Origin of the sequence: Bailinhaonella thermotolerans (genome assembly GCF_003594875.1) — a bacterium.
In the GTDB taxonomy this organism is placed as follows: Bacteria; Actinomycetota; Actinomycetes; order Streptosporangiales; family Streptosporangiaceae; genus Bailinhaonella; species Bailinhaonella thermotolerans.
The window spans coordinates 410,455-431,824 of the sequence record NZ_QZEY01000003.1; the positions used below are offsets into that span (position 1 = coordinate 410,455).

Genomic DNA, 21,370 nt, shown 5'->3' on the forward strand with positions numbered 1-21,370 from the left:
GGAGCTATCGTGTCCCAACAGGTCCCCGGCCTTGACCAGCCTCCGACCAGCAACCGCGAGCTGATCGAGTGGGTCGGCGAGATCGCGGCGCTGACCCAGCCCGACAACGTCGTCTGGTGCGACGGGTCCGACGCCGAATGGCAGCGCCTGACCGACCTCCTGGTTGAGCAGGGCACCTTCAAGCGGCTCGACCCCGCGAAACGCCCCAACAGCTTCTACGCCGCGTCGGACCCCAGTGACGTGGCGCGCGTCGAGGACCGCACCTACATCTGCTCGGAACGCGAGGAGGACGCGGGCCCGACGAACAACTGGATCGCCCCCGACGAGATGCGGCGCACGTTCGGCGAGCTGTTCAAGGGCAGCATGCGCGGGCGCACCATGTACGTCGTCCCCTTCTGCATGGGCCCCCTCGGCGGCCCCATCTCGCAGCTCGGCGTGGAGATCACCGACTCTCCGTACGTCGCGGTGTCGATGCGGGTCATGACCCGCATGGGTGAGCCGGCGCTGCGCCTCATCGAGGAGCGCGGCGACTTCGTGCGCTGCGTGCACTCCGTCGGCGCGCCGCTGGAGCCCGGCCGGCGGGACGTGCCCTGGCCGTGCAACTCCACGAAGTACATCTCCCACTTCCCCGAGACCCGCGAGATCTGGTCCTACGGCTCGGGGTACGGCGGCAACGCCCTGCTCGGCAAGAAGTGCTACGCGCTGCGCATCGCCAGCGTGATGGCCCGCGACGAGGGCTGGCTGGCCGAGCACATGCTGATCCTCAAGCTCACCCCGCCCGGCGGGGAGCCCCGGTACGTCGCCGCCGCGTTCCCCTCGGCCTGCGGCAAGACCAACCTCGCCATGCTCCAGCCCACGATCCCCGGCTGGAAGGTCGAGACGATCGGCGACGACATCGCCTGGATGCGCTTCGGCGAGGACGGGCGGCTGTACGCCATCAACCCCGAGGCGGGCTTCTTCGGCGTCGCGCCCGGCACCGGCCAGAAGACCAACGCCAACGCCATCAAGACCCTCTGGGGCAACAGCGTCTTCACCAACGTCGCCCTCACCGAGGACGGCGACGTGTGGTGGGAGGGCCTGACCGACGAGCCCCCGGCCGGGCTGACCGACTGGAAGGGCCGGCCCTGGACCCCCGAGTCCGGCGAGCCCGCCGCGCACCCGAACGCGCGCTTCACCACGCCGGCGTCCCAGTGCCCGACGATCGCCCCTGAGTGGGAGGACCCGAAGGGCGTGCCCATCAGCGCGATCCTGTTCGGCGGGCGCCGCGCGACGGCGGTGCCGCTGGTGACCGAGTCGTTCGACTGGCAGCACGGCGTCTTCCTCGGGGCCAACGTCGCCTCCGAGAAGACCGCCGCCGCCGAGGGCAAGGTCGGCGAGCTCCGCCGCGACCCCTTCGCCATGCTGCCGTTCTGCGGGTACAACATGGGCGACTACTTCGCCCACTGGATCAAGGTCGGCGCGACGGCGGACCCGGAGAAGCTGCCGCGGATCTACTACGTCAACTGGTTCCGCAAGAACGACCGGGGCGAGTTCGTCTGGCCGGGCTTCGGCGAGAACAGCCGCGTCCTCAAGTGGATCATCGAGCGGCTCGACGGCAAGGCCGACGCGGTCAAGACCCCGATCGGCAACGTCCCGACGCGCGAGTCCCTGGACCTGGACGGCCTCGACCTGTCCGAGGACGACCTGCGGACCCTCCTCGAGGTGGACCAGGAGGTCTGGAAGGAGGAGGCCGCGCTGATCCCCGACCACTTCCGCACCTTCGGCGACCACCTGCCCAAGGAGCTGTGGGAGGAGTACCGCGTCCTCCTGGACCGCCTCGGCTGACCCCGTCGCGCCGCGGAGCCCGTCACCCCCTGGGATGGCGGGCTCCGGCCCGTTCCGGGCTCCTCCCCGGGCTCCCGCCCGCTCCTTCCGCCGGTACGGCTCCCGCCGCCCGCCCGCCGCCGTGCGCCTCCCGCCGTGCGGCCGCCGCCGCGCGCCCCGCCGTACGGCTCGCGCGCGGGCCGCCCGCCGTACGGGCTGGGCCGGGCGTGCGCCGCCGTACGGCTCGGCGGGGGGCGTGTCGCCGTACGGCTCGGCGGAGTGGGTGTGGTCGTACGGCCTTCGCGGGGGCGCTCCGCCGCCACGGGCGGAAAGGGATGGCGGCGGGGGGTTCCGGGAGGGGGCGGCGGGTGCTTACCATCGCGGCACCGGTAGGGCCGCCCCGGAGCTTCGGGTCATGCCGAGCGGTTGTCGCGAACCTTGGGGCGGGCCGGTCGCCGGGTTGGCGACGGGGGTTCTTCGCCGGAGGTGGGCGATGGGAACTGTCCTAACGATCCTGCTGGTGGTGGGCGCTGTCGCCCTCCTGGTGCTCGCGACGGGGGTGCGGAAGGAGCACCGGAGGGCCCGCTACGTCGACAACGTCCACGGGGCGCGGCCGCTGGGCGACTACGAGCTGGCCTACCTGGCCGGAGGGCCCCGGCGGGCGGTCAACACGGCGCTGGCGGCGCTCGCGGCCCGGGGGGAGGTCCGGGTGGCGCGCGGAGGGACGGTCACGGGCGTGGCGGGCGCCGCCTCGTCGGCCGACCCGATCGAGCACGCGGTTCTCCAGGCCGTCAACGCGAGCCCGGGCGGGCGGTCCGCCGGAGAGGTGCGCCACGAGGTCGGGAACGGCCCGGCGATGGACGCGCTCGCGGAACACCTGCGGCGGGACGGGCTGCTGCTCCGGCGCGACGCCGTCCACGGGGCCGTCCGGCTCAACGGATGGCTCCTCGGGGCGTCGATCGGCTTGCTGGGCCTGGCCGTCGTCGCCACGGTGTCGCTGGTCACCGGGGCGGACACGGGCGGGCAGGCGTTCGCCGCGCTGGTCCTGGCCGGACTCGGGTTCCTGGGGCACCGCGCGTTCCGGCGGCGGCTCGCCGGGTCGCTCACGACCGCCGGGGCCTACGCCCTGGAGCGCGCGCGGCGGCGGCACCCGCGCCCGCGGACCTCCCTGGGCGTGCAGACCAGCGCCCACCTGGCGCTGGCGCCGGTCGGGCTGTACGGCCTGACCGCCTTCCCCGACCAGGAGACGGCCGACGCGCTGGGCACGCGACGTGACGACTCGGGGGCCGGCCAGGCGTGTTCGTCGGGAGCCTGCGGCGGGGCGCACGGCGGCGAGCCCGGCACCGGCGACTGGACCTGCGGGACGGGCGCGAGCTGCTCCGGCTCCTCCTGCGGGGCGAGCGGAAGCTGGGGCGGCGGCGGTGGCGGCGCTGACGGCGGCTCCGGCGGCGGCTGCGGGGGAGGCGGTGGAGGCTGCGGCGGCGGTGGCGGCTGAGCCGTGAGGCGCGGAGTCATCCACAGGCGGTTCCGTTGTCCACAGGCGGGCGTGAAGGGCCGGGGCGGGCCTCCGCGATGTCATAACGTCCGAAGCGACAGGCCGGACGCGGTGGCGAGGAGGCGGCCATGAGCACGGTTCGGAGCACTGATCGGAACATTGAGCGGAGCGCGGTTCGGAGCGCGGAGGGCGCGGCGGGGGATCACGGTGGATTCGGGGTCGGCATCGGGTGGCGGCCCGAGCTGGACCTGACGGTGGAGCGGCTGCCGGGCATCGGGTTCGTCGAGGTGATCGCGGAGACGCTGCGGCCCCCGGCCGTGCCCGAGTCGCTGCGGATCCTGCGCGACCGCGGTGTCCGCGTGGTCCCGCACGGGGTCGGGCTGGGCATCGGCGGCGCGGATCCGCCCGACCCGCGCCGGCTGGAGCACCTGGCCCGCTGCGCGGAGGCCGTGGACGCGCCCCTGGTCAGCGAGCACCTCGCCTTCGTCCGCGGCGGCGGCCTGGAGGCCGGCCACCTGCTCCCCGTGCCGCGCACCCGCGAGAGCCTCGACATCCTGACCGCGAACGTACGGCTGGCGCAGGCCGCCCTCCCCGTCCCCCTCGCGCTGGAGAACGTCTCGGCGATCTTCGCCTGGCCGGGCGAGGAGCTGGGCGAGGCCGAGTTCCTCGCCGAGCTCGTCGCCAGGACCGGCGTCCACCTCCTCGTGGACGTGGCCAACCTCCACAACAACCGCGTCAACCTCGGCCTGGACCCCCTGGCCGCCCTGGACGCGCTCCCTCTCGGCTCCCTGGCCTACGTCCACGTGGCGGGCGGCTACGAGGTCCAGGGCGTCTGGCACGACACCCACACCCGCCCGCCCACCCCGGAGATCCTGACCCTCCTGGCCGAGCTGTGCCGACGTCACGCGCCCGCCGGCGTCCTGCTCGAATGGGACGCCGACTACCCCAGCGACAGCGCCCTCGCCGCCGAGCTGGACCGCATCCGCTCCCGCTCCCGGACCGCCCCCTGGTCTCCATCCGTCCACGAGAGACCGAGTGCGCCGGGTCCGCTCAGCGACGGCTCGCCGCGGCAGGCGCCGGCCGGGGACGGCCCGGAGACGGACGCTTCGCGCCGAGGGCCTGAGCCGACCGGCGAGGGGCCGGTCAGCGGCGGCTCGCGGTGGCCGGCGCGCGCCGCGGAGGTCCCGGAGGGAGGCGCTCCGCCGCGGCTTGAGCCGGGTGAGGAGGGATCGGCGGGCGACGGCTCGCGGCGGCCGGCCACGGGTGGGGAGAGACCGGAGGGGGACGTCCCGCGGTGGCGTCCTGAGCCGGGCCGTGCGGGGCCGGAGGGCGGGTCCGCTCGGGATCGGCTGGCGGCGGCGCAGGCGGCCGTGGTGGCGCACCTCGTGGCGGCGGGGCCGCTCCCCGAGGGCTTCGACCCGGACCGCATGCGCGTCCAGGCCCGCAGCCTGGTCGCCAAGCGCCGCGACGACGTGGCCCGCTCCTGGCCGTCCCTGGCCGCCTCCCTGGGCGACGACTACTCCCGCCTCTTCTTCGGCTACGCCAGCGGCCGCCCCAAGCCCCCCGGCGGCTCCCGAGCCGACGCCACCGCCTTCGCCGCCTGGCTGGCCGGCCACCACCGCCCCACACCCCCGGCCATCCCCACCCCGACCCCCTCGGCGCCGTCCCCCTCAGTCCCGGTCCCCTCAGTCCCGGCCCGTGCAGTCCCGGCCCCTTCAGGGCCGCCCCGCTCCGGCCGGGCCTCCTCGTCCCTGGTCCCGTCCCCCGGGGTTTCCGCCGAGCCCCCGCCCGCGTCCCGGCCGCGCCCTCCCGGCGCGATCGGGCGCGTCCTCCGCCTCCTCTCACCCGCGCGCCTGTTCGCCGCCGGACGCCGTGACCATCACCCCTGACCGTTCCGCCGGCTTCGACCGGGCTTCGGGGCCGGGGTGCGTGGCAGGGGCCGAGGCCGGGATCTGGGGAATGGGCGAGGCGGTGAGCTGGGGCGTCGGGGAAGGAGACGGGGAATCTGGGGGATGTTGACCCGGGCGGGGGATTGAAGCGGAGCTCAGCGGAGATTGCCTGGTTCGTGGGGATTTTGCGGTGTGTGGATGGCTCCGAGTTGCGGGTCGTGCCGGTGGCGTGCCGGGACCGGGAGGGGACGCCGTATGAGGTGACGCTGGACCTGGAACGGGACGGCACGCCGTACGGCGCCGTGGGGGAGCGGTGCGGATGGTTCCTCGCCCGGGTGGGGCATCTGCTGGAGGAGGCGCGGGCCGACGAGTCCTCGTGGCCGGATCCCGACGACCGGTTCCCGTGCAGCCGCGACGGCGAGCTGTTCGAGTTCCGCTACCGGGAGCGGGTGGACGTGCCGGTGGCCGGGGAGTTCCGGTGCCACGTGCGGAGCGATTCGGCGTGGGAGAAGGCGACCGGCTGGCGGCTGCACCGCAGGGCGTTCGTCGAGGCGTGGGGCTCGACGGGGACCGCCGTCCGCGCCGTGCTCACCTCCACGGAGCTGGCGGAGTTCCTGGCCGAACTCGTCGCGGACGCCGAGCAGGAGCTGGGCACTTCCTATGGAGAATCGGTGCGCCTGGGACAGCCCCCAATTTCCGCAGATGGGGTGCCGATTCGGCTCGGCGCGGGATAATGGCGTGCCGGGTGGGCCGTAAGCTGCGGTAAGCCCCGAAGCCCCCGGATGAGCGGGCGGGGCGGCAAACGGAGGGTTTTCACATGGGACTGCGCGATCTCGTATACCGGCTGTACGAACGCCGGATCGAGGCGTCGCTGTCCCCCGAGACCAGGCCGCGGCACATCGGCGTGATCGTCGACGGCAACCGCCGCTGGGCCCGTGCGATGGGCATGAAGGGCGTGCGCGGCGGCTACCAGAAGGGCGCCGACAAGATCTCCGAGCTGCTCCAGTGGAGCGACGAGGCCGGGGTCGAGGTCGTCACGCTCTGGCTGCTCTCCACCGACAACCTGGCCCGCCCCAAGGAGGAGCTGGACCCCCTGCTCAGGGTCATCGAGGACCTGGTCACCAACCTGGCCAAGCAGGGCCGGCACGTGAAGCCGGTCGGCGCGCTGGACCTCCTCCCCGACCACACCGCGCGGGTGCTGAAAGACGCGAAAGAGGGCACAGCCCACCAACCGGGCATGATTGTGAACGTTGCGGTTGGGTATGGAGGTAGGCGTGAGATCGCTGATGCGGTGCGCTCCCTCCTACAGGAACACGCGAGCAAAGGCGCGAGCATCGAGGAGATCGTCGAGGTCCTCGACGTCGAGCACATCGCGGAGCATCTCTACACGCGCGGCCAGCCCGATCCGGACCTGGTCATCCGCACATCGGGAGAGCAGCGGCTCTCGGGCTTCCTGCTCTGGCAGAGCGCTCACTCGGAGTTCTACTTCTGCGAGGCCTTCTGGCCGGACTTCCGCAAGGTGGACTTCCTGCGCGCGCTCCGCTCGTACGCCGCGCGGCACCGCCGGTACGGCTCCTGAATCCCCTGCCATCCAGCGAACTCCGCAGGAAAAGCACGTTAACACCCTGTTTCACCCTGGCGTGCGACCCTTGGCAGAGGGAATAAAGGACGTACCTTGGTAGGTGAGTCGGTCCGGCTGCTGTCCGGATCACTTGTCTCGGGAGAGGGCCCGCATTTGCGCGAGAGCGTGATGGCACGAAGGGCCGGATCCCGGCCCGCCTGCACACGGGCCCGGAACCGGTTCACTCATCACTCTGTGCAGGGCGCCGATCTCGGGCGCCCGGGGGAGAACGCGTGGCCACATCCTCGACCCGCCGTACCTACGTCCTCGACACCTCGGTCCTGCTCGCCGACCCCGCGGCGCTGACGCGCTTCGCCGAGCATGAGGTGGTCCTGCCGATCGTCGTGATCACCGAGTTGGAGGCCAAGCGTCACCACCCCGAGCTTGGGTACTTCGCGCGGAAGGCGTTGCGGTACCTCGATGACCTGCGGTTGCGGCACGGACGGCTGGACGAGGCGCTTCCCGTCGGGGACGACGGCGGGACCGTCCGGGTGGAGCTCAACCACAGCGACCCCTCGATCCTGCCGGTGGGCTTCAGGCTGGGCGACAACGACACCCGCATCCTCACGGTGGCGCGGGCGCTCGCGGCGGAGGGCCACGACGTGGTGCTCGTGTCCAAGGACCTGCCGATGCGGGTCAAGGCCGCCTCGATCGGGCTGGCGGCCGAGGAGTACCGCGCGGAGCTGGTCTTCGAGTCAGGCTGGACCGGCATGGCCGAGCTGACCGTCGCCGAGAGCGACGTGGAGACGCTGTTCGAGTCCGGCGCGCTGGATCTGGCCGAGGCCGCGGAACTGCCCTGCAACACGGGCCTGCGGCTGCTGTCCACGCGCGGCTCGGCGCTGGGCCGGGTCATGCCCGACAAGTCGGTCAAGCTGGTGCGCGGCGACCGCGAGGTCTTCGGCCTGCACGGGCGTTCGGCCGAGCAGCGCATCGCCCTCGACCTGCTCATGGACAACGACATCGGCATCGTCTCGATGGGCGGCCGCGCGGGCACCGGCAAGTCCGCGCTCGCCCTGTGCGCGGGCCTGGAGGCCGTGCTCGAACGCGGCCAGCACCGCAAGGTCGTCGTCTTCCGCCCGCTGTACGCCGTGGGCGGGCAGGACCTCGGCTACCTGCCGGGCTCGGAGAACGAGAAGATGAGCCCGTGGGCGCAGGCCGTCTTCGACACGCTCGGCGCGGTCACCACGCCCGAGGTGATCGAGGAGGTGCTCGACCGCGGGATGCTGGAGGTCCTGCCGCTGACCCACATCCGCGGCCGCTCCCTGCACGACGCGTTCGTGATCGTGGACGAGGCGCAGTCCCTCGAACGCGGCGTCCTGCTCACGGTCCTGTCCCGCATCGGGGCCGGCTCCCGCGTGGTCCTCACCCACGACGTGGCGCAGCGCGACAACCTGCGGGTCGGCCGCCATGACGGCGTGGTCGCGGTGGTCGAGAAGCTCAAGGGCCACCCGCTGTTCGCCCACGTGACCCTGACCCGCTCGGAACGTTCCCCCATCGCCGCCCTCGTGACGGAGATGCTAGAGGACGTCGGCGTCTGACGCCGCCGAGGACCGGCCGCCGGGGGACGCGTGCGTGATCCGCGCCCCCCGGCGCCACCCTTCCCCGCCCGCGTACGGCGGGCGCGAGCCGTACGGCGGAAGCGGGCGCGAGCCGTACGGCGCGGGCGGCCCGGCGGCGGGACGCGGGGTGGAGCGGCGACGGGACGCGGGGTGGACCGGCGGGAGAAATCGGGCGGGACGACGGGTGGGACGAATGGGGATGAAGGCCCGCGAAGTAGAGTGTGAGCAAAATCACACACAGCGGGGTCGTGGGCGAGAAACCCCAAGTACAGGGCCTGTTCGGGCAAAGAATGATCTAGACCGGTTCGTTAAGAGGTAAGGGGAGTCCCCTGTTCGGGTCGCACATCACCCCTTGCGTCTAGCAAGGTATGGCTCCGTGAGGTCACGTCATTCGGGTCGGGGGCACAGCAAGGGCAGGAGGCGCGCGGGAGCGACCCCGCAGCCCGATCAGCCCGCACAGGCGCAGGAACGCGTCCCCGTAGGCGTCGAGGAGACCCGGCGCTGGCTCGGGGGGCGCAAGCTCTTCGCGATCGCCGTCGCACTGGTCCTGGTCGGCGGCGGCACGGTCGGTGTGATCAAGCTCGCGGACATGGACGAACCCGCCGCGACCGCGGCCGCGGGGAAGCCGCTGACGCCGGAGGACGCCGCGCGCGTCCTGTTCGGCGACGCGGCCGGGGTGCCGGACGCCAGCGAGGTCGCGCAGGGCGATCCACGCAAGCCGCAGCCGCTCCCCAGCGACGACCCCTTCGTGGTCGCCGCGCTCGCGGAGATGAAGAAGAAGCAGCTCGGCGACTCCCGCAGGAAGCAGGACGACCCGCTGCGGCCCGTCGAGCGGCCCACGCCGACCCCGCCCGCCGGCGAGAACGGCAAGCCGGGCAACCCGTTCGAGGTCCCGACCGGCTCCAACCCCACCCCGGGCTCCAACAAGGCCATCGGCAAGGAGATGAACGCCGCCAAGGGCTGGGCGTCCGAATGGGGCTGCCTGGAGCGCCTGTGGGACAAGGAGAGCGGCTGGAACCACAAGGCCTACAACCCCAGCTCGGGCGCGGGGGGCATCCCGCAGTCGCTGCCCGCCTCCAAGATGGCCAGCGCGGGCGCCGACTGGCGCACCAACCCGCGCACGCAGATCAAGTGGGGCCTGGGCTACATCGGCGGCCGCTACGGCTCCCCGTGCAAGGCCTGGGCGCACTGGCAGGCCCGCCACTGGTACTGACCGGCGGGCACCCGGCCGGGCCCGGCCGATGACCCGGCCGGCGCCGCGCCGGCTCACCGGGTCCTCCCGCGGCGCACCGGGTCCTCCCGCGGCTCGCCGGCGGCTCGTCGCCCGGGGGCCCGCCGTCGCTCGGTGGTTCATCGGCGCTCGGTGGCTCGCCGGGCGCCCGGGGGTCATCGGGACGGCCGGCCCTCGCGCGTATGACCTAAGACGCACCTAAACCTGCGTCAGGACTGCGTCTGGACAGCGGCAAGGTCCCCGCCTCGCCGTACCCTCCTCCAGCACGCTGGCAGGCATGAGCGTCAAGGTCAGCGTGGTGGTCTCGGTCCAGGACCCGGACCACGTCAGTGACGAGTGCGTCCACACGCTGCTGGGCCAGTCCCTGCCGGTGGACGAGCACGAGGTGGTCTTCGTCGTCGCCGGGACGTCGGTGCCGGCGGCCTTCGACGCCCGGGTCGCGACGTGGCCGCACGTCAGCGTCGTCTGCGCCCCGGACGCGCTGCGGCGCACGGGGCTGGCGCACGCGCGCGGGCAGTACGTCTACTTCGTGGACGCCGAGGACCGGCTCGCCGGGGAGGCCGCCGCGCGGATGTACGACCACGCGGTCGCCAACGACGCGGACGTGCTGGTCGGCCGGCTCGCGGGGCGGGGCGCCGACGTGCCCGCGCCGGTGTTCAAGTGCAACCGCGAGCGCGCCGACGTGCTGCACCACGGCCTGCTGAGCGCCCTCGGGGCGCGGATGCTGTTCCGCCGCGAGTTCCTCGAGGACATCGGGCTGCCGGTGGAGTACCGGGAGCCGCTGGCCGACGAGATGTTCGCCCTGCACGCCCTGCTGCGGTCCAAGGTCGTGTCGGTGCTGGCCGACTACACCTGCTGCCACGTGGGCGAGCGGCCCGAGCCGGGGTACGAGCCGCCCGCGCTGAGCGCCGGGATCCGCCGTGTGCTGGACGTCGTGGACGCCTGCACCGAGGCCGGGCTCGAACGCGACCGCCTCTACGCGCACTGGCTGGCCTCCGAGCTGCTGCCCCGCCTCGGCGGCGACCTCTACCACCGCGCCCCGCCGAACCAGCGCGGCTGGCTGCTCGCGGAGACCGCCGCGCTGCTGCGGGAGTGCTTCCGCGCCGAGCTGGACGAGTTCCTGCCCGCCCACCTGCGCCTGCGCTCCGCGCTGGCCCGCCACGACCGGCTGACCGACCTGGCCCTCCTCGCCGAGGCCGAGCGCGACGCGCAGGTGTGCGCGCAGCTCGACGAGGTGCGCTGGGACGAGGGCGTGCTCGTGCTGGACCTGTCCGCCGAGCTGGTCTACGCGGACGGCGCCCCCCTCGGGTTCCGGAGGTACGGCGAGCGCGTGGCGCTGGAGCCGCCGCTGCGGATCGCCGGGATCGGGCCCGAACTCCTCGACGTGACCGACGCGATCGAGCACACCCGGCTGGAGGTGTTCATCCGCAACCGGGAGACGCGAGAGGCGTTCGCCCTGCCCGTCATGTTCCGGGTGCTCCGGCACGAGCACGAGGGCGCGGTCCGCGTCTGGACGGCCGGGCAGGCGCGGCTGGACGTGGGCTCGGCCGCCCAGGGGCACCGGCTCGACGCGGGCGTGTGGGACGTGTACGTCACCGTGGACTGCTGCGGCCGCCCGGCGACCACGGAGCTGGGCGCGCATCGGTCCGCGCAGGCCGAGCGCGGGTGCGTGGGGACCCTGGCGGACTACCCGCGCCGCCTGGTCGCCCCGTTCTGGACGGCCGAAGGCGGGCTCGCGGTCGCCGTGCAGCCGGAGTCGTTCGCCCGCACGGTCGCCCTCGCGTCGGCGTCGGCCGAGGTGGCGCGGCAGGACGGGCACCTGTTCGTCGCGATGCCCGTGCCGTACGTCCCGCCCAGCGGCGGGCCGCCGGTCGATCTCGTCCTGCGCCAGGCCGGCGGCTCCCGCGTGGTCTCCGTCCCCGCCGTGATCGAGCCGGGCGTCCCCGGCCGCCTGCCCGGCCAGCTCGTCGCCAAGGTCCCGGCCCGGCTTCTCCCGTCGTCGTACGGCCTGAGCCCCGGCGGCTGGACCGGCGCGCTGCGCGTGGACGGCGTGGAGACCCCGCTGGAGTGCGGCATCGAGGTCACCCTCACGGGCCGCGCGTACATCCGCCCCGCCCCGGCCACCCGCCCGGTCCGCTCCCGGGCCGCCGCCCTCGCCCACCGCGCCGCCCGCCGCGTCCCCGTCGTCCGCCTCCTCTACGGCGCCGCCCACTCCGGCTACCGCCGCTACGTCCCCCCACCCGACCCCCCCACCTGACCACCCCCGCCCCGCCCGCCGCCCCTCCCTCCGTCGTGATCATGCAGTTTTGCGCACACCCTGTGCTCAAAACTGCATGATCACGACGAGGATGGGGCTCCCCGAGCATGGGGCCCGAGGTGAGGTCACCGAGCGTGGGACCCGCGCGGGTGAGGTGCGCGCGAAGGTGAAGCCCGGAAGGTGGGGTTCCGAGGGTGGGGTTCCGAGGGTGGGGTTCCGAGGGTGGGGTTCCGAGGGTGAAGCCCCGAGGGTGAAGCCCCGAAGGCGGAGTTCCGAGGGTGGAGCTCCGAAGGTGGGGTTCCGAGGGTGGAGTTCCGAGGGTGGAGCTCCGAAGGTGAAACCCTGAGGGGGGAACCCCGAGGGGAGGCCCGCGAGAGATGCGGGTGGCCTGGTGAGTCTGCTGATCGATACTCCGCATCGCGGTGCGGCAGCTCCGGTTCGCCGGTCCCCCCGTGGGTTCGGCACCTGGTGCTCAGCCCTCGGGCCCGGCCCGCCGGCCCCCTTCCTCGCGGTGATCATGCAGTTTTGCGCACACCCTGTGCTCAAAACTGCATGATCACGACGAGAGGGATGCCCCGGGCGATGTCCCCCTGAGTGTGGTCTTCCGGAGTTGGGCCATGAGTGGCGCGCCGCCGAGGGTGGGGTACCCCGGGGGACGACACCGAGAGTGTCTGACCCCCGACGGGGAGGTTCTCTGACGGCGAGGCGCTCTGACGGCGAGGCGCTCTGAGGGGGAGGCCCCGAGGGGGAGGCCCCCGAGGAGGTCCCTGAAGGTGGGCCCCGGGGGTGGGGTCCCCCGGGGATGACGTCGTGAGGGTGTGCCTCTGGACGGCGGGGCTCCTTGAGGGGGGCCGAGGGGGAGGGCCTGGGGTTATGTTTCGGGGTGTGGGGGGCGGGTCATGGCCAGGACGTCCAGGGTTTGGTCCAGTTGGCCCATGGTGATGGCGCCGCCGGCTACGTGGCCGCGTTCGATCACGACGTCCTTGATGGTCTTGCGCTCGGCGAGGGCCTGCTTGGCGATCTTGGCGGCCTCCTCGTACCCCAGGTAGCGGTTCAGGGGGGTGACGATGGAGGGGCTGGACTCGGCGTACTCCCGGGCGCGGTCGGCGTTGGCGGTGATGCCCTTGACGCAGCGGTCGGCCAGCAGGCGGGAGACGTTCGCCAGCAGGCGGATGGACTCCAGGATGTTGCGGGCCAGGACCGGGAGCATCACGTTGAGCTCGAAGTTCCCGGCGGAGCCGGCGAAGGCGATCGTGGCGTCGTTCCCGATGACCTGGGCGGCGACCATGCACACTGCCTCGGGGATCACCGGGTTGACCTTGCCCGGCATGATCGACGAACCCGGCTGGAGGTCCGGGAGCTGGATCTCCGCGAGCCCGGCCCGCGGCCCCGACCCCATCCAGCGCAGGTCGTTCGCGATCTTGTTGAGGCCGACCGCGATCGTGCGGAGCTGGCCCGAGGTCTCGACCAGGGAGTCCCGCGCGCCCTGCGCCTCGAAGTGGTTTCTGGCCTCGGTGAACGGCAGCCCGGTCGCCTCCGACAACGACCGGATCGCGCCCGCCGCGAAGCCGTACGGCGTGTTGATGCCGGTGCCGACCGCCGTGCCGCCGAGGGGGAGCTCGGCCAGCCGGGGCAGGGACGACTGCAGCCGCTCGATGCCGAGCTGGATCTGCGCCGCGTAGCCGCCGAACTCCTGCCCGAGCGTGACCGGCGTGGCGTCCATCAGGTGGGTGCGCCCCGACTTGACCACGTTCTCGAACTCCATGGCCTTCTCGCCCAGCGTCAGGCCCAGGTGCTCCAGCGCGGGCAGCAGGTCGTGGACGATCGCCGCGACCGCCGCGACGTGGATCGAGCTGGGGAAGACGTCGTTGGAGGACTGCGAGGCGTTCACATGGTCGTTGGGGTGCACCGAACGGCCCAGCCGCTCGGACGCCAGCGTGGCGATCACCTCGTTGGCGTTCATGTTGCTGGACGTGCCCGAGCCCGTCTGGAACACGTCGATCGGGAAGTGGTCGTCCCACTTGCCCGCCGCGACCTCCTCGGCCGCCGCCGAGATCGCCTCGGCCATGTCCTTGTCCAGCACGCCCAGTTCGCCGTTGACCCGCGCGGCGGCGGCCTTGATCCGCCCCAGCGCCGCGATGTGCGCCCGCTCCAGGCCGCGACCGGAGATCGGGAAGTTCTCGACCGCCCGCTGGGTCTGGGCCCGCCACTTGGCGTCGGCGGGCACCCGCACCTCTCCCATGGAGTCATGCTCGATACGGAATTCCATACCCACCACCCTCGCACGCGGCCCTGCGGCTCGCGCGGCCGAGGGTGGCCGCGTCCGGGTCAGGAAACGGTCTTGCGCAGTACGGCGGCGCGCACGCCTCCGGTGAAGAGCGCGGGCAGGCACAGGACCGTGCCCAGCGCCCCGGCCCAGACGGCGGCCGACAGCCCGGAGAGCGCGGTGACGCCCGAGGCCAGCAGGCTGCCGAGGGCGATCGCGCCCCACAGCAGGAACCGCTGCACCGACCCGACCCTGGCGAGCAGCGCGGGCGGCGCGGAGGTCTGCCGCAGCGTCACCGACACGGGGTTGAACGCGCCCTCCCCGACGCAGTGGACGACGCTCCCGGCGACCAGCCCGACCGCGCCCGCCGTACCCCCGAGGGAGCCCAGCACGGGCATGGCGACGATGCCGAGGACCGAGACGGAGGCGGCCAGCATGAGCGCGCGGGGGGCGCCCAGGCGGCGGCTGAGGCGGGTCGAGGCGAGGTTCCCGATCGGGTAGCCGGCCGCGGCCGCCCCGACCACCACGCCGATCCACTGCGGGGACAGGCCGATCACGTCGCGCAGGTACAGCACGAGGCTGGTCTCCACCATGGACAGGAACAGCACGTACGTCGTGCCGCAGATCAGCACCGGGCGCAGGATCGGGTGGCCGAGGGCGAACCGCAGCCCCTCGGCGATGTCCCGCCGGAGCCAGCCGCGCTCGCGGGCGGTCGCCGTACGCGGCGGCTCCCGGTGCCTGATCAGGGCGAGGGAGACCACCGAGGCGCCGAAGCTGACGGCGTTGGCCGCCACCGCGCCGACGGCCCCGAGCGCGGCGATCACCGGCCCCGCCGCCATCGGGCCCAGCGCCTTCGACAGCGACTCCGACAGCGCGAGCCGGGTGTTCCCCCGGTGCAGGTCGTGCGGGTCGCCGTACAGGCTGGGGAGGTAGGCGGTGTACGCCACCTGGAAGAACACCACCGCGCACCCGCTGGCCAGCACCAGCGCGAACAGCAGCGGGAAGGTGAGCCCGCCCGCGACGGCCAGCGCCCACACCGCCCCGAACGCGATCATCTGCACGGCGTCGCAGATGAGCATGACCGTACGGCGGGGCAGCCGGTCCACGATCGCCCCGGCGGGCAGTCCGAGCGGGAGGAACGGCACGAACAACGCGAACGGCAGCAGCGCGGCCTGCGCCGGCGACGCGTCGAGCACCGTCACCGCGAGCAGCGGCAGCGCCAGCACGAGGAACTGGTCCCCGAACAGCGACAGCGACTGCCCTGCCCACAACAGTCCGAAGTCCCGGCGGGCGGTTGGCGCGTTCGCCGGTTCCGCACGCGCGGGGGTGTCGATGGCCATGAGAGCCCCCCGAGTCCGATTTCCGCAGACCTGGATCCTGGCGGAGCTGATGCGGCGATACCGGCGGAAACCGGACATAGCATTCGGGGTCCGGCGGGCAGGGTGACCGGCCGGGCGGCTCGCGGGGAGCGCGCCCGGCGGCGGGCCCGGAAGGCTGGGCGGCGGGGCCCGGAAGGGCTGGGCGGCGGAGCCCGGAGGGCTGTCCGAAGGGGCTGGGGCCGGGACTCCGGGGGCTAGCTGAAGGCGACGATGGCGAGGAGGCCGAAGATGACCGCCAGGCCGATCACCGCTACGCCCACGAGGATGATCAAGGTGGACTTGCTCATCTCGTCGGACGCGGGCTTCTGGCCGGAGAGCTGCCCGAAGGTGAAGAAACCCGTGGTGACCTCGGGGGACTCACCGGTGCCCGGCGAGCCCTGGGGACTCTGAGGGCTCTGCGGCCCGCCCGCCCGGCCGCCCGCGCCCGGGTGAGGCTGGGCGGCGTGGCCCGGGTAGGAGCCGCGGTGGCCGGCCGGGTCGGTGGACGGGCCGTAGGGGCCGCCGAAACCCTGGACTCCGGGGTGGGCGGGGGACGCGGAGGCGTGGCCGGCCGCGGAGCCGTGGCCCGCAGGGCGGTCGGCGGGCGGCGTCGCCGTGCCGGGACCGGGACCGGGACCGGGACCCGGGCGTCCGCCGGGAGCGTCGGGAACTCCAGGGGCTCCGGGGGCGCCGGAACCGCCGGGACCGGCCGGGGGCTGGGCGGGCCCGCCGGGCTGCGGGGGCTGCGGGGGCCGGGGCGGGGCCGGGGCGGGCTTCTGCGGGAGCGAGACGGCCACCGTGCGGTCGTCGGGTGCCCCGTTGGGCTCCGAGCGGCTTCCCGGGTTCCACGGGATCATCATCGTGCTGTCGGAGTCCGAGGAGGACTTGGCCTGGTCGGTGGGCTGCGGCTTGACCTTGGGCTCGAAGAGGCTGCGCGCGGGCTCCGCGGACCTGGGCTCGGGCTTGGGCTCGGGCTTCGGCCTCTCGGGCCTGGCCTTGGGGTCCGGCTCCGGGAGCGTGTCGGGGAGGGTGCGGCCCTGGGCGGCGACGCGCAGCGCCATCGCCGCGACCTCGGTGGTGATCCGCCGCTCGGGGTCCTTGCGGAGCAGGCCCTCCAGCACCGGCTTCAGCGACTCGGCCTGGGTCGGCGGGTCCACCTCCTCCGACAGCAGCGCGGCGATCGTCTCCATCACGCTCGGCCGTTCGTACGCCGGGCGGCCCTCCACCGCGTAGTACAGCGTCGCGCCGAGCGACCACAGGTCCGACTCCGGGCCGGTGTACTCCCCGCGCGCCCGCTCGGGCGCGGTGTAGCCGGGGGAGCCTATGACCATGCCGGTGCGGGTCAGCCCGGGCTCGCCCTGGAGCTTGGCGATGCCGAAGTCGGTGAGGACGACGCGGCCGGCGTTGGTGATCAGCACGTTGCCGGGCTTCACGTCGCGGTGGAGCACGCCCTTCTCGTGGGCCGTGCGCAGCGCCGACAGCAGGTCCTCGCCCATCTCCGCGACCAGCCGCGCCGGCAGCGGGCCCTCGGCCTCGACGATCTGCTCCAGCGACTGCGCCTCGATGAACTCCATGATGATCCACGGCCGGTCGTCCTCGACCACGACGTCGAAGATCGTCACGACCGCCGTGTGATCGACCTGAGCCGCCGTGCGCGCCTCCCTGACCGTGCGCTCGCACAGCTCCGCCCGCTGGTCGGAGGGGACGTTGGCGGGGAACCGCACCTCCTTGACGGCGACGTCGCGGTGCAGGAGCTGGTCGCGCGCCTTCCACACCGTCCCCATGCTGCCCCGACCCACAGGGTTGAGCAGCTCGTAACGCCCCGCGAGCACTCGGTTCTCCGCTTCCGGCATGAAGCAAAAGATAGTCATTTATCTGTCGATAGGAGTAGGGGCCGGGGTAGCGTTACCCGTTTGGGTCCGCGCCGTGTCCCCCGCTCCTTCGCTTCCGTACGACCCCCGCCCACCCGGCCCTCACCTCCCCCTACGCGCCGCGTGCCGCGGGCCCGGCTCGCGCCGCTCAGCCGGTACGGCTCGCGCCCGCCCCTCGCCCGAGCCCGGGTACGGCTCCCGCCCGGTACGGCTCCCGCCCGGTGCGGATCGGGGCCGGTGCGCTCGCCTCGGACGTACGGGGCGGTCCGGTGCGCGGCGTGTACGGCTCTCGCCTGGTTTCCGGGGAGGCCGCGGGAGGGACCGGTCCCGAGGTTCCGGGGTCGGCGCGGGGAACGGGGAGCCAGGCACGCCGGGGCCGCTTCCCGCCGAGGCGGACTGCCCGCAGGGGCCGGCGTGGACACCAGAGACTCAAGCCGTCGGCGGTGGCGCCAGCCGTACGGGACGGGGGAGGTGGCGCCGGCCGTACGGGACGGGGGAGGTGGCGCCGGCCGTTCGGGACGGGGGAGGTGGCGCGGCCGTTCGGGACGGGGGCGGGGCTCAGGCGGGGAGGAGGTCGAGGAAGGCCTGGGCGGCGGGGGTGATGGTGGCGGGGCTCCAGATCAGGTGCTCGACGCGGGCGGGGGCGTCGGTGACGGGGACGGTCGTGACGCCGGTGAGGTTGGGGGTGTACGCGCGGGGGAGGAGGGCCACGCCGAGGCCCTGGTGGACCAGGCGCGTCAGCAGGTCGGCGTGGGTGACCTCGAAGGCGACCTCGCGGTGCAGGCCGGCGGCGGCGAAGGCCTGGTCGGACTGCATGCGCCCGGCGGTGTTCGCGGGGAAGTCCACGAAGGTCTCCGCGGCCAGGGTGCGCAGGGAGACCTCGGGTTCGGCGGCCAGGGGGTGCCCGGGCGGCAGCACGGCCACGAGGCGGTCGCGGGCGAGCTCGCGGGAGCGGACGCCCTGGGGGCGGGCGGTCGCGGGGAGGCCGAGGAACCCGACGTCCAGGGCGCCCTCCTTGACCTGCTCGGTGAGCTGTTCGCTGCCGCCGACGCGGAGGGCGACGCGGACGTGGGGGTACCGGTCGCGGTAGTCCCCGAGGGCGGCGGGGATGTCCACGGCCGCGACCGTGGGGATCACGCCGACCGCCAGCCGCCCGCGCACCTCCCCGACGGCGGCGGCGACCTCGGCGGCGGCGCGCTCGGCCGCGTCCAGGCACTGCCGGGCGGCGGGCAGGAACGCCTCGCCCGCGGGCGTCAGCCGTACCCGCCTGCTGGTCCGGTCGAACAGGCGCGCGCCGAGCTCGCGTTCGAGCCGGGCGATCTGGTGGCTGAGGGCCGACTGGACGACGAGGCAGCGTTCGGCGGCGCGCGTGAAGCTGTTCGTCTCGGCGACGGCCAGGACGTAGCGCATCTGCTGGAGCTCCATGGATCTATCGTGAATCACGATCGTTCGCGTGACAAGTATGTGTTGGACTCATCGATGCAGGTCAGTCCAGAATCACCCCATGAGTACTTCAAAGACCGCTTCCGGGGGAGTGCTCGCCCGGACCGCGCTGACCGCTTTCGCCCCCGTCGTCTGGGGGACCACGTACGTCGTCACGACCGAGTTGCTCCCGGCCGGGCACCCGATGTTCGCCGGGCTCATGCGGGCGCTGCCGGCCGGGCTGGTCGCGCTCGCGGTCACCCGCACGCTGCCGCGCGGCGCGTGGTGGTGGAAGGCGGCGGCGCTGGGCGTGCTGAACATCGGCGTGTTCTTCCCGCTGCTGTTCCTGTCCGCCGAGCGCCTGCCGGGCGGGGTCGCGGCCACGCTCGGAGCCGCGCAGCCGCTGGTCGTGGCGCTCCTGGCGGTCGGCATCCTGCGTGAACGGCCCTCGCTGTGGCGGTTCGCCTGGGGGCTGGCCGGGGTCGCGGGCGTCGGGCTCGTGGTGCTCGGGCCGCGGGCGGCGTTCGACGCGGCCGGGATCGCGGCCGGGCTGGTCGGCGCGGTCTCGATGGCGCTCGGCGTCACGCTGACCAAGCGCTGGGGCAGGCCCGAGGGGGTCGGTCCGGTGGCGTTCGGCGGGTGGCAGCTCGCGGCCGGGGGACTCTTCCTGCTCCCCGTCACGCTGGTCGCCGAGGGGCCGCCGCCCGCGATCGACGGTCCGGCCGCGCTGGGGTACCTCTGGCTCGGGCTGGTCGGCGGGCTGCTGGCGTACGTGCTGTGGTTCCGCGGCATCACCTCGCTGCCGGTCACGTCGGTCGCGGTCCTCGGCCTCCTGTCCCCGATGGTCGCCGCCCTCCTCGGCGTCGTGATCCTCGGCCAGACCCTCGGCCCGGTCCAGCTCGCCGGCTTCGCCCTGGCCCTCGCGGCGATCGTCGCCGGGCAGCTCACCCCGGCGGCCCTCCGCAAGCCCCCCGCCCCCACCCCGCCCGAGTCCCGGATCCCGGTGGGAACGGCCTCAGGCCCGGCCTGACCCCGCGCGCGCACCGGGCCGCGCCGTCTCGCTCGGTGGGGAGAGCCGCGTCCGGCGGAGAAGGCCGGGCCTGGTGAGGAAGCCGTGTTCGGTGAAGAACGTCTTGTTCGGAATGGGAAGAGGAGTCGTCATGAAGATCGTCGTCGTGGGCGCCGCCGGGATGGTCGGGTCGCGGGTCGTGGCGGAGGCCGTACGCCGGGGGCACGATGTGGTCGCGGTGTGCCGGAGGGCGGTGGAGGGGTGGCCCGAGGGGGTGATCGCGGCCGAGGGCGACGCGGGTGACCGCGAGCGGATGGGGGAGCTGTTCGCGGGGGCGGACGCGGTGGTCCAGGCGACCCGGCCCCGGCCCGGGCGGGAGTCCGGGGTGCCCGCGCTGACCACGGCCGTCCTCGACGCGGCCGCCGCGGCGGACGTCCGGGTCCTGGTCGTGGGCGGCGCCTCGGTCCTGCGCGGCCCGGACGACCCGGAGCGGCTGCTCATCGACGACCCGAGGCATGTCCCGGAGGAGTGGCGGGCGTTCGCCGCCGCCAGCCTCGCGCAGTACCGCGCCTGCGAGGCGCACCGCGCGGACTGGACCTACCTCAGCCCCGCGGCCTTCCTGGAGCCCGGCGTCCGGACCGGCCGATACCGCCGAGGGGGGAACGTCCTGCTCACCGACGCGGAAGGCCGCTCCCGGATCTCCGCCGAGGACCTGGCGGCGGCCGTACTGGACGAACTGGAGACCCCGTCGGGGACCCGCCACATCACGGCCGCCTACTGACATAACGGGTACGGCGGCGCGGCAGGATGGACGGCATGCGAACCATCGGCCTGATCGGCGGCATGAGCTGGGAATCCTCCGCGGAGTACTACCGGATCCTCAACGAGGAGACGCGGGCGCGGCTGGGCGGCCACCACTGCGCGCGCAGCGTCATGGTCACCGTGGACTTCGCCGAGATCGAGGCCATGCAGCGCGCCGGAGACTGGGCGGCGGCGGGCAGGCTCCTGGCCGACGCGGCGGCGCGCCTCGAACGCGCGGGCGCGGACCTGGTCCTCCTCTGCACCAACACGATGCACCAGGTGGCTCCCGCGATCGAGGCCGCGATCACCGTCCCGTTCGTCCACCTGGTGGACGCCACCGCCGAGCGGGTCAAGGCGGCGGGCCTGACCACCGTCGCCCTGCTGGGCACCCGCTTCACGATGGAGATGGACTTCTACCGGGACCGCATGCGCGGCCACGGCATCGACCTGGTGATCCCCGACGAGCCGGCCCGGACCCGCGTCCACGACGTCATCTACGACGAGCTGACCCGGGGCCGCGTCGAGCCCGCGTCACGCGAGTTCTACCGCGAGACCATCCGCTCCCTGGCCGCCAGGGGCGCGCAGGGCGTCATCCTCGGCTGCACCGAGATCACCCTCCTCATCGCCCAGCCCGACAGCCCCATCCCCATCTTCGACTCCACCCGGATCCACGCCACCCAGGCCCTGACCCTCGCCCTTTCCTGACCCCCGCCCGGGCCGTGGTCCCGCCCGCGCCCGCCGTACGGGCCGGGCGCGCGCCGGCCGTACGCGGCGGCCTGGGGGCGCCG

At 73.9% G+C, this 21,370-nt stretch carries 15 protein-coding genes; 11 read left to right on the forward strand and 4 right to left on the reverse strand.

What is annotated here, in order from left to right; translation table 11 throughout:
- Nucleotides 1-9 precede the first annotated feature (9 nt).
- From D5H75_RS11085 to D5H75_RS41455, 8 genes are all read left to right on the forward strand, one after another.
- Nucleotides 10-1,824 carry a phosphoenolpyruvate carboxykinase (GTP) gene (locus tag D5H75_RS11085; protein ID WP_119926296.1) on the forward strand — a complete coding sequence of 605 codons (1,815 nt, stop codon included), beginning with the start codon at nucleotides 10-12 and terminating at the stop codon, nucleotides 1,822-1,824.
- 472 nt (nucleotides 1,825-2,296) lie between these two features.
- The gene (locus D5H75_RS41445; RefSeq protein WP_202638041.1) at nucleotides 2,297-3,298 is read left to right on the forward strand and encodes a TIGR04222 domain-containing membrane protein; all 1,002 of its coding nucleotides are present in this window, start codon (nucleotides 2,297-2,299) and stop codon (nucleotides 3,296-3,298) included.
- Between the two features lie 128 nt (nucleotides 3,299-3,426).
- Nucleotides 3,427-5,187: an MbnB/TglH/ChrH family RiPP precursor modification enzyme gene (locus D5H75_RS41450; protein WP_202638042.1), complete on the forward strand. Its 1,761-nt coding sequence runs from the start codon at nucleotides 3,427-3,429 to the stop codon at nucleotides 5,185-5,187.
- A gap of 194 nt (nucleotides 5,188-5,381) precedes the next feature.
- Nucleotides 5,382-5,921, forward strand: coding sequence for a hypothetical protein (locus D5H75_RS11100; protein ID WP_242454136.1), 540 nt, complete (start codon nucleotides 5,382-5,384; stop codon nucleotides 5,919-5,921).
- An 83-nt stretch (nucleotides 5,922-6,004) separates the two neighbouring features.
- The gene (locus tag D5H75_RS11105) at nucleotides 6,005-6,766 is read left to right on the forward strand and encodes an isoprenyl transferase (protein WP_119926297.1); all 762 of its coding nucleotides are present in this window, start codon (nucleotides 6,005-6,007) and stop codon (nucleotides 6,764-6,766) included.
- A gap of 275 nt (nucleotides 6,767-7,041) precedes the next feature.
- Nucleotides 7,042-8,346 (forward strand): RNA 5'-3' helicase PhoH2, encoded by a 1,305-nt coding sequence (locus D5H75_RS11110; RefSeq protein ID WP_119926298.1) that lies wholly within the window; start codon nucleotides 7,042-7,044, stop codon nucleotides 8,344-8,346.
- 397 nt (nucleotides 8,347-8,743) lie between these two features.
- Nucleotides 8,744-9,580 (forward strand): aggregation-promoting factor C-terminal-like domain-containing protein, encoded by an 837-nt coding sequence (locus D5H75_RS42885; RefSeq protein ID WP_242454137.1) that lies wholly within the window; start codon nucleotides 8,744-8,746, stop codon nucleotides 9,578-9,580.
- Between the two features lie 295 nt (nucleotides 9,581-9,875).
- Nucleotides 9,876-11,855, forward strand: coding sequence for a glycosyltransferase (locus D5H75_RS41455; protein WP_202638043.1), 1,980 nt, complete (start codon nucleotides 9,876-9,878; stop codon nucleotides 11,853-11,855).
- Nucleotides 11,856-12,726: 871 nt separating this feature from the next.
- Here D5H75_RS41455 and D5H75_RS11125 read toward each other — a convergent pair.
- From D5H75_RS11125 to D5H75_RS11140, 4 genes are all read right to left on the reverse strand, one after another.
- Complete coding sequence (locus D5H75_RS11125) at nucleotides 12,727-14,124, reverse strand: class II fumarate hydratase (RefSeq protein ID WP_119926299.1); 1,398 nt, start codon at nucleotides 14,122-14,124, stop codon at nucleotides 12,727-12,729.
- A 59-nt stretch (nucleotides 14,125-14,183) separates the two neighbouring features.
- The gene (locus tag D5H75_RS11130; protein WP_202638044.1) at nucleotides 14,184-15,461 is read right to left on the reverse strand and encodes an MFS transporter; all 1,278 of its coding nucleotides are present in this window, start codon (nucleotides 15,459-15,461) and stop codon (nucleotides 14,184-14,186) included.
- Nucleotides 15,462-15,694: 233 nt separating this feature from the next.
- On the reverse strand, nucleotides 15,695-17,332 hold the full coding sequence (locus D5H75_RS11135; RefSeq protein ID WP_202638045.1) for a serine/threonine-protein kinase: 1,638 nt from the start codon (nucleotides 17,330-17,332) through the stop codon (nucleotides 15,695-15,697).
- A gap of 576 nt (nucleotides 17,333-17,908) precedes the next feature.
- On the reverse strand, nucleotides 17,909-18,775 hold the full coding sequence (locus tag D5H75_RS11140) for a LysR family transcriptional regulator (protein ID WP_119926302.1): 867 nt from the start codon (nucleotides 18,773-18,775) through the stop codon (nucleotides 17,909-17,911).
- A 79-nt stretch (nucleotides 18,776-18,854) separates the two neighbouring features.
- On the opposite strand from D5H75_RS11140, the gene D5H75_RS11145 reads away from it, so the two are divergent.
- From D5H75_RS11145 to D5H75_RS11155, 3 genes are all read left to right on the forward strand, one after another.
- On the forward strand, nucleotides 18,855-19,802 hold the full coding sequence (locus D5H75_RS11145; protein WP_119926303.1) for an EamA family transporter: 948 nt from the start codon (nucleotides 18,855-18,857) through the stop codon (nucleotides 19,800-19,802).
- Nucleotides 19,803-19,932: 130 nt separating this feature from the next.
- Nucleotides 19,933-20,562 (forward strand): NAD(P)-dependent oxidoreductase, encoded by a 630-nt coding sequence (locus tag D5H75_RS11150; RefSeq protein WP_119926304.1) that lies wholly within the window; start codon nucleotides 19,933-19,935, stop codon nucleotides 20,560-20,562.
- 35 nt (nucleotides 20,563-20,597) lie between these two features.
- Nucleotides 20,598-21,287, forward strand: coding sequence for an aspartate/glutamate racemase family protein (locus D5H75_RS11155; RefSeq protein ID WP_119926305.1), 690 nt, complete (start codon nucleotides 20,598-20,600; stop codon nucleotides 21,285-21,287).
- Nucleotides 21,288-21,370 lie beyond the last annotated feature (83 nt).

Bases quoted from the DNA above. Each gene is read 5' to 3' on its own strand.
- D5H75_RS41445 (WP_202638041.1), top strand. From the start codon at position 2,297: ATGGGAACTGTCCTAACGATCCTGCTGGTGGTGGGCGCTGTCGCCCTC.
- D5H75_RS41450 (WP_202638042.1), top strand. From the start codon at position 3,427: ATGAGCACGGTTCGGAGCACTGATCGGAACATTGAGCGGAGCGCGGTT.
- D5H75_RS11105 (WP_119926297.1), top strand. From the start codon at position 6,005: ATGGGACTGCGCGATCTCGTATACCGGCTGTACGAACGCCGGATCGAG.
- D5H75_RS41455 (WP_202638043.1), top strand. From the start codon at position 9,876: ATGAGCGTCAAGGTCAGCGTGGTGGTCTCGGTCCAGGACCCGGACCAC.
- D5H75_RS11125 (WP_119926299.1), bottom strand. From the start codon at position 14,124: ATGGAATTCCGTATCGAGCATGACTCCATGGGAGAGGTGCGGGTGCCC.
- D5H75_RS11130 (WP_202638044.1), bottom strand. From the start codon at position 15,461: ATGGCCATCGACACCCCCGCGCGTGCGGAACCGGCGAACGCGCCAACC.
- D5H75_RS11135 (WP_202638045.1), bottom strand. From the start codon at position 17,332: ATGCCGGAAGCGGAGAACCGAGTGCTCGCGGGGCGTTACGAGCTGCTC.
- D5H75_RS11140 (WP_119926302.1), bottom strand. From the start codon at position 18,775: ATGGAGCTCCAGCAGATGCGCTACGTCCTGGCCGTCGCCGAGACGAAC.
- D5H75_RS11145 (WP_119926303.1), top strand. From the start codon at position 18,855: ATGAGTACTTCAAAGACCGCTTCCGGGGGAGTGCTCGCCCGGACCGCG.
- D5H75_RS11150 (WP_119926304.1), top strand. From the start codon at position 19,933: ATGAAGATCGTCGTCGTGGGCGCCGCCGGGATGGTCGGGTCGCGGGTC.
- D5H75_RS11155 (WP_119926305.1), top strand. From the start codon at position 20,598: ATGCGAACCATCGGCCTGATCGGCGGCATGAGCTGGGAATCCTCCGCG.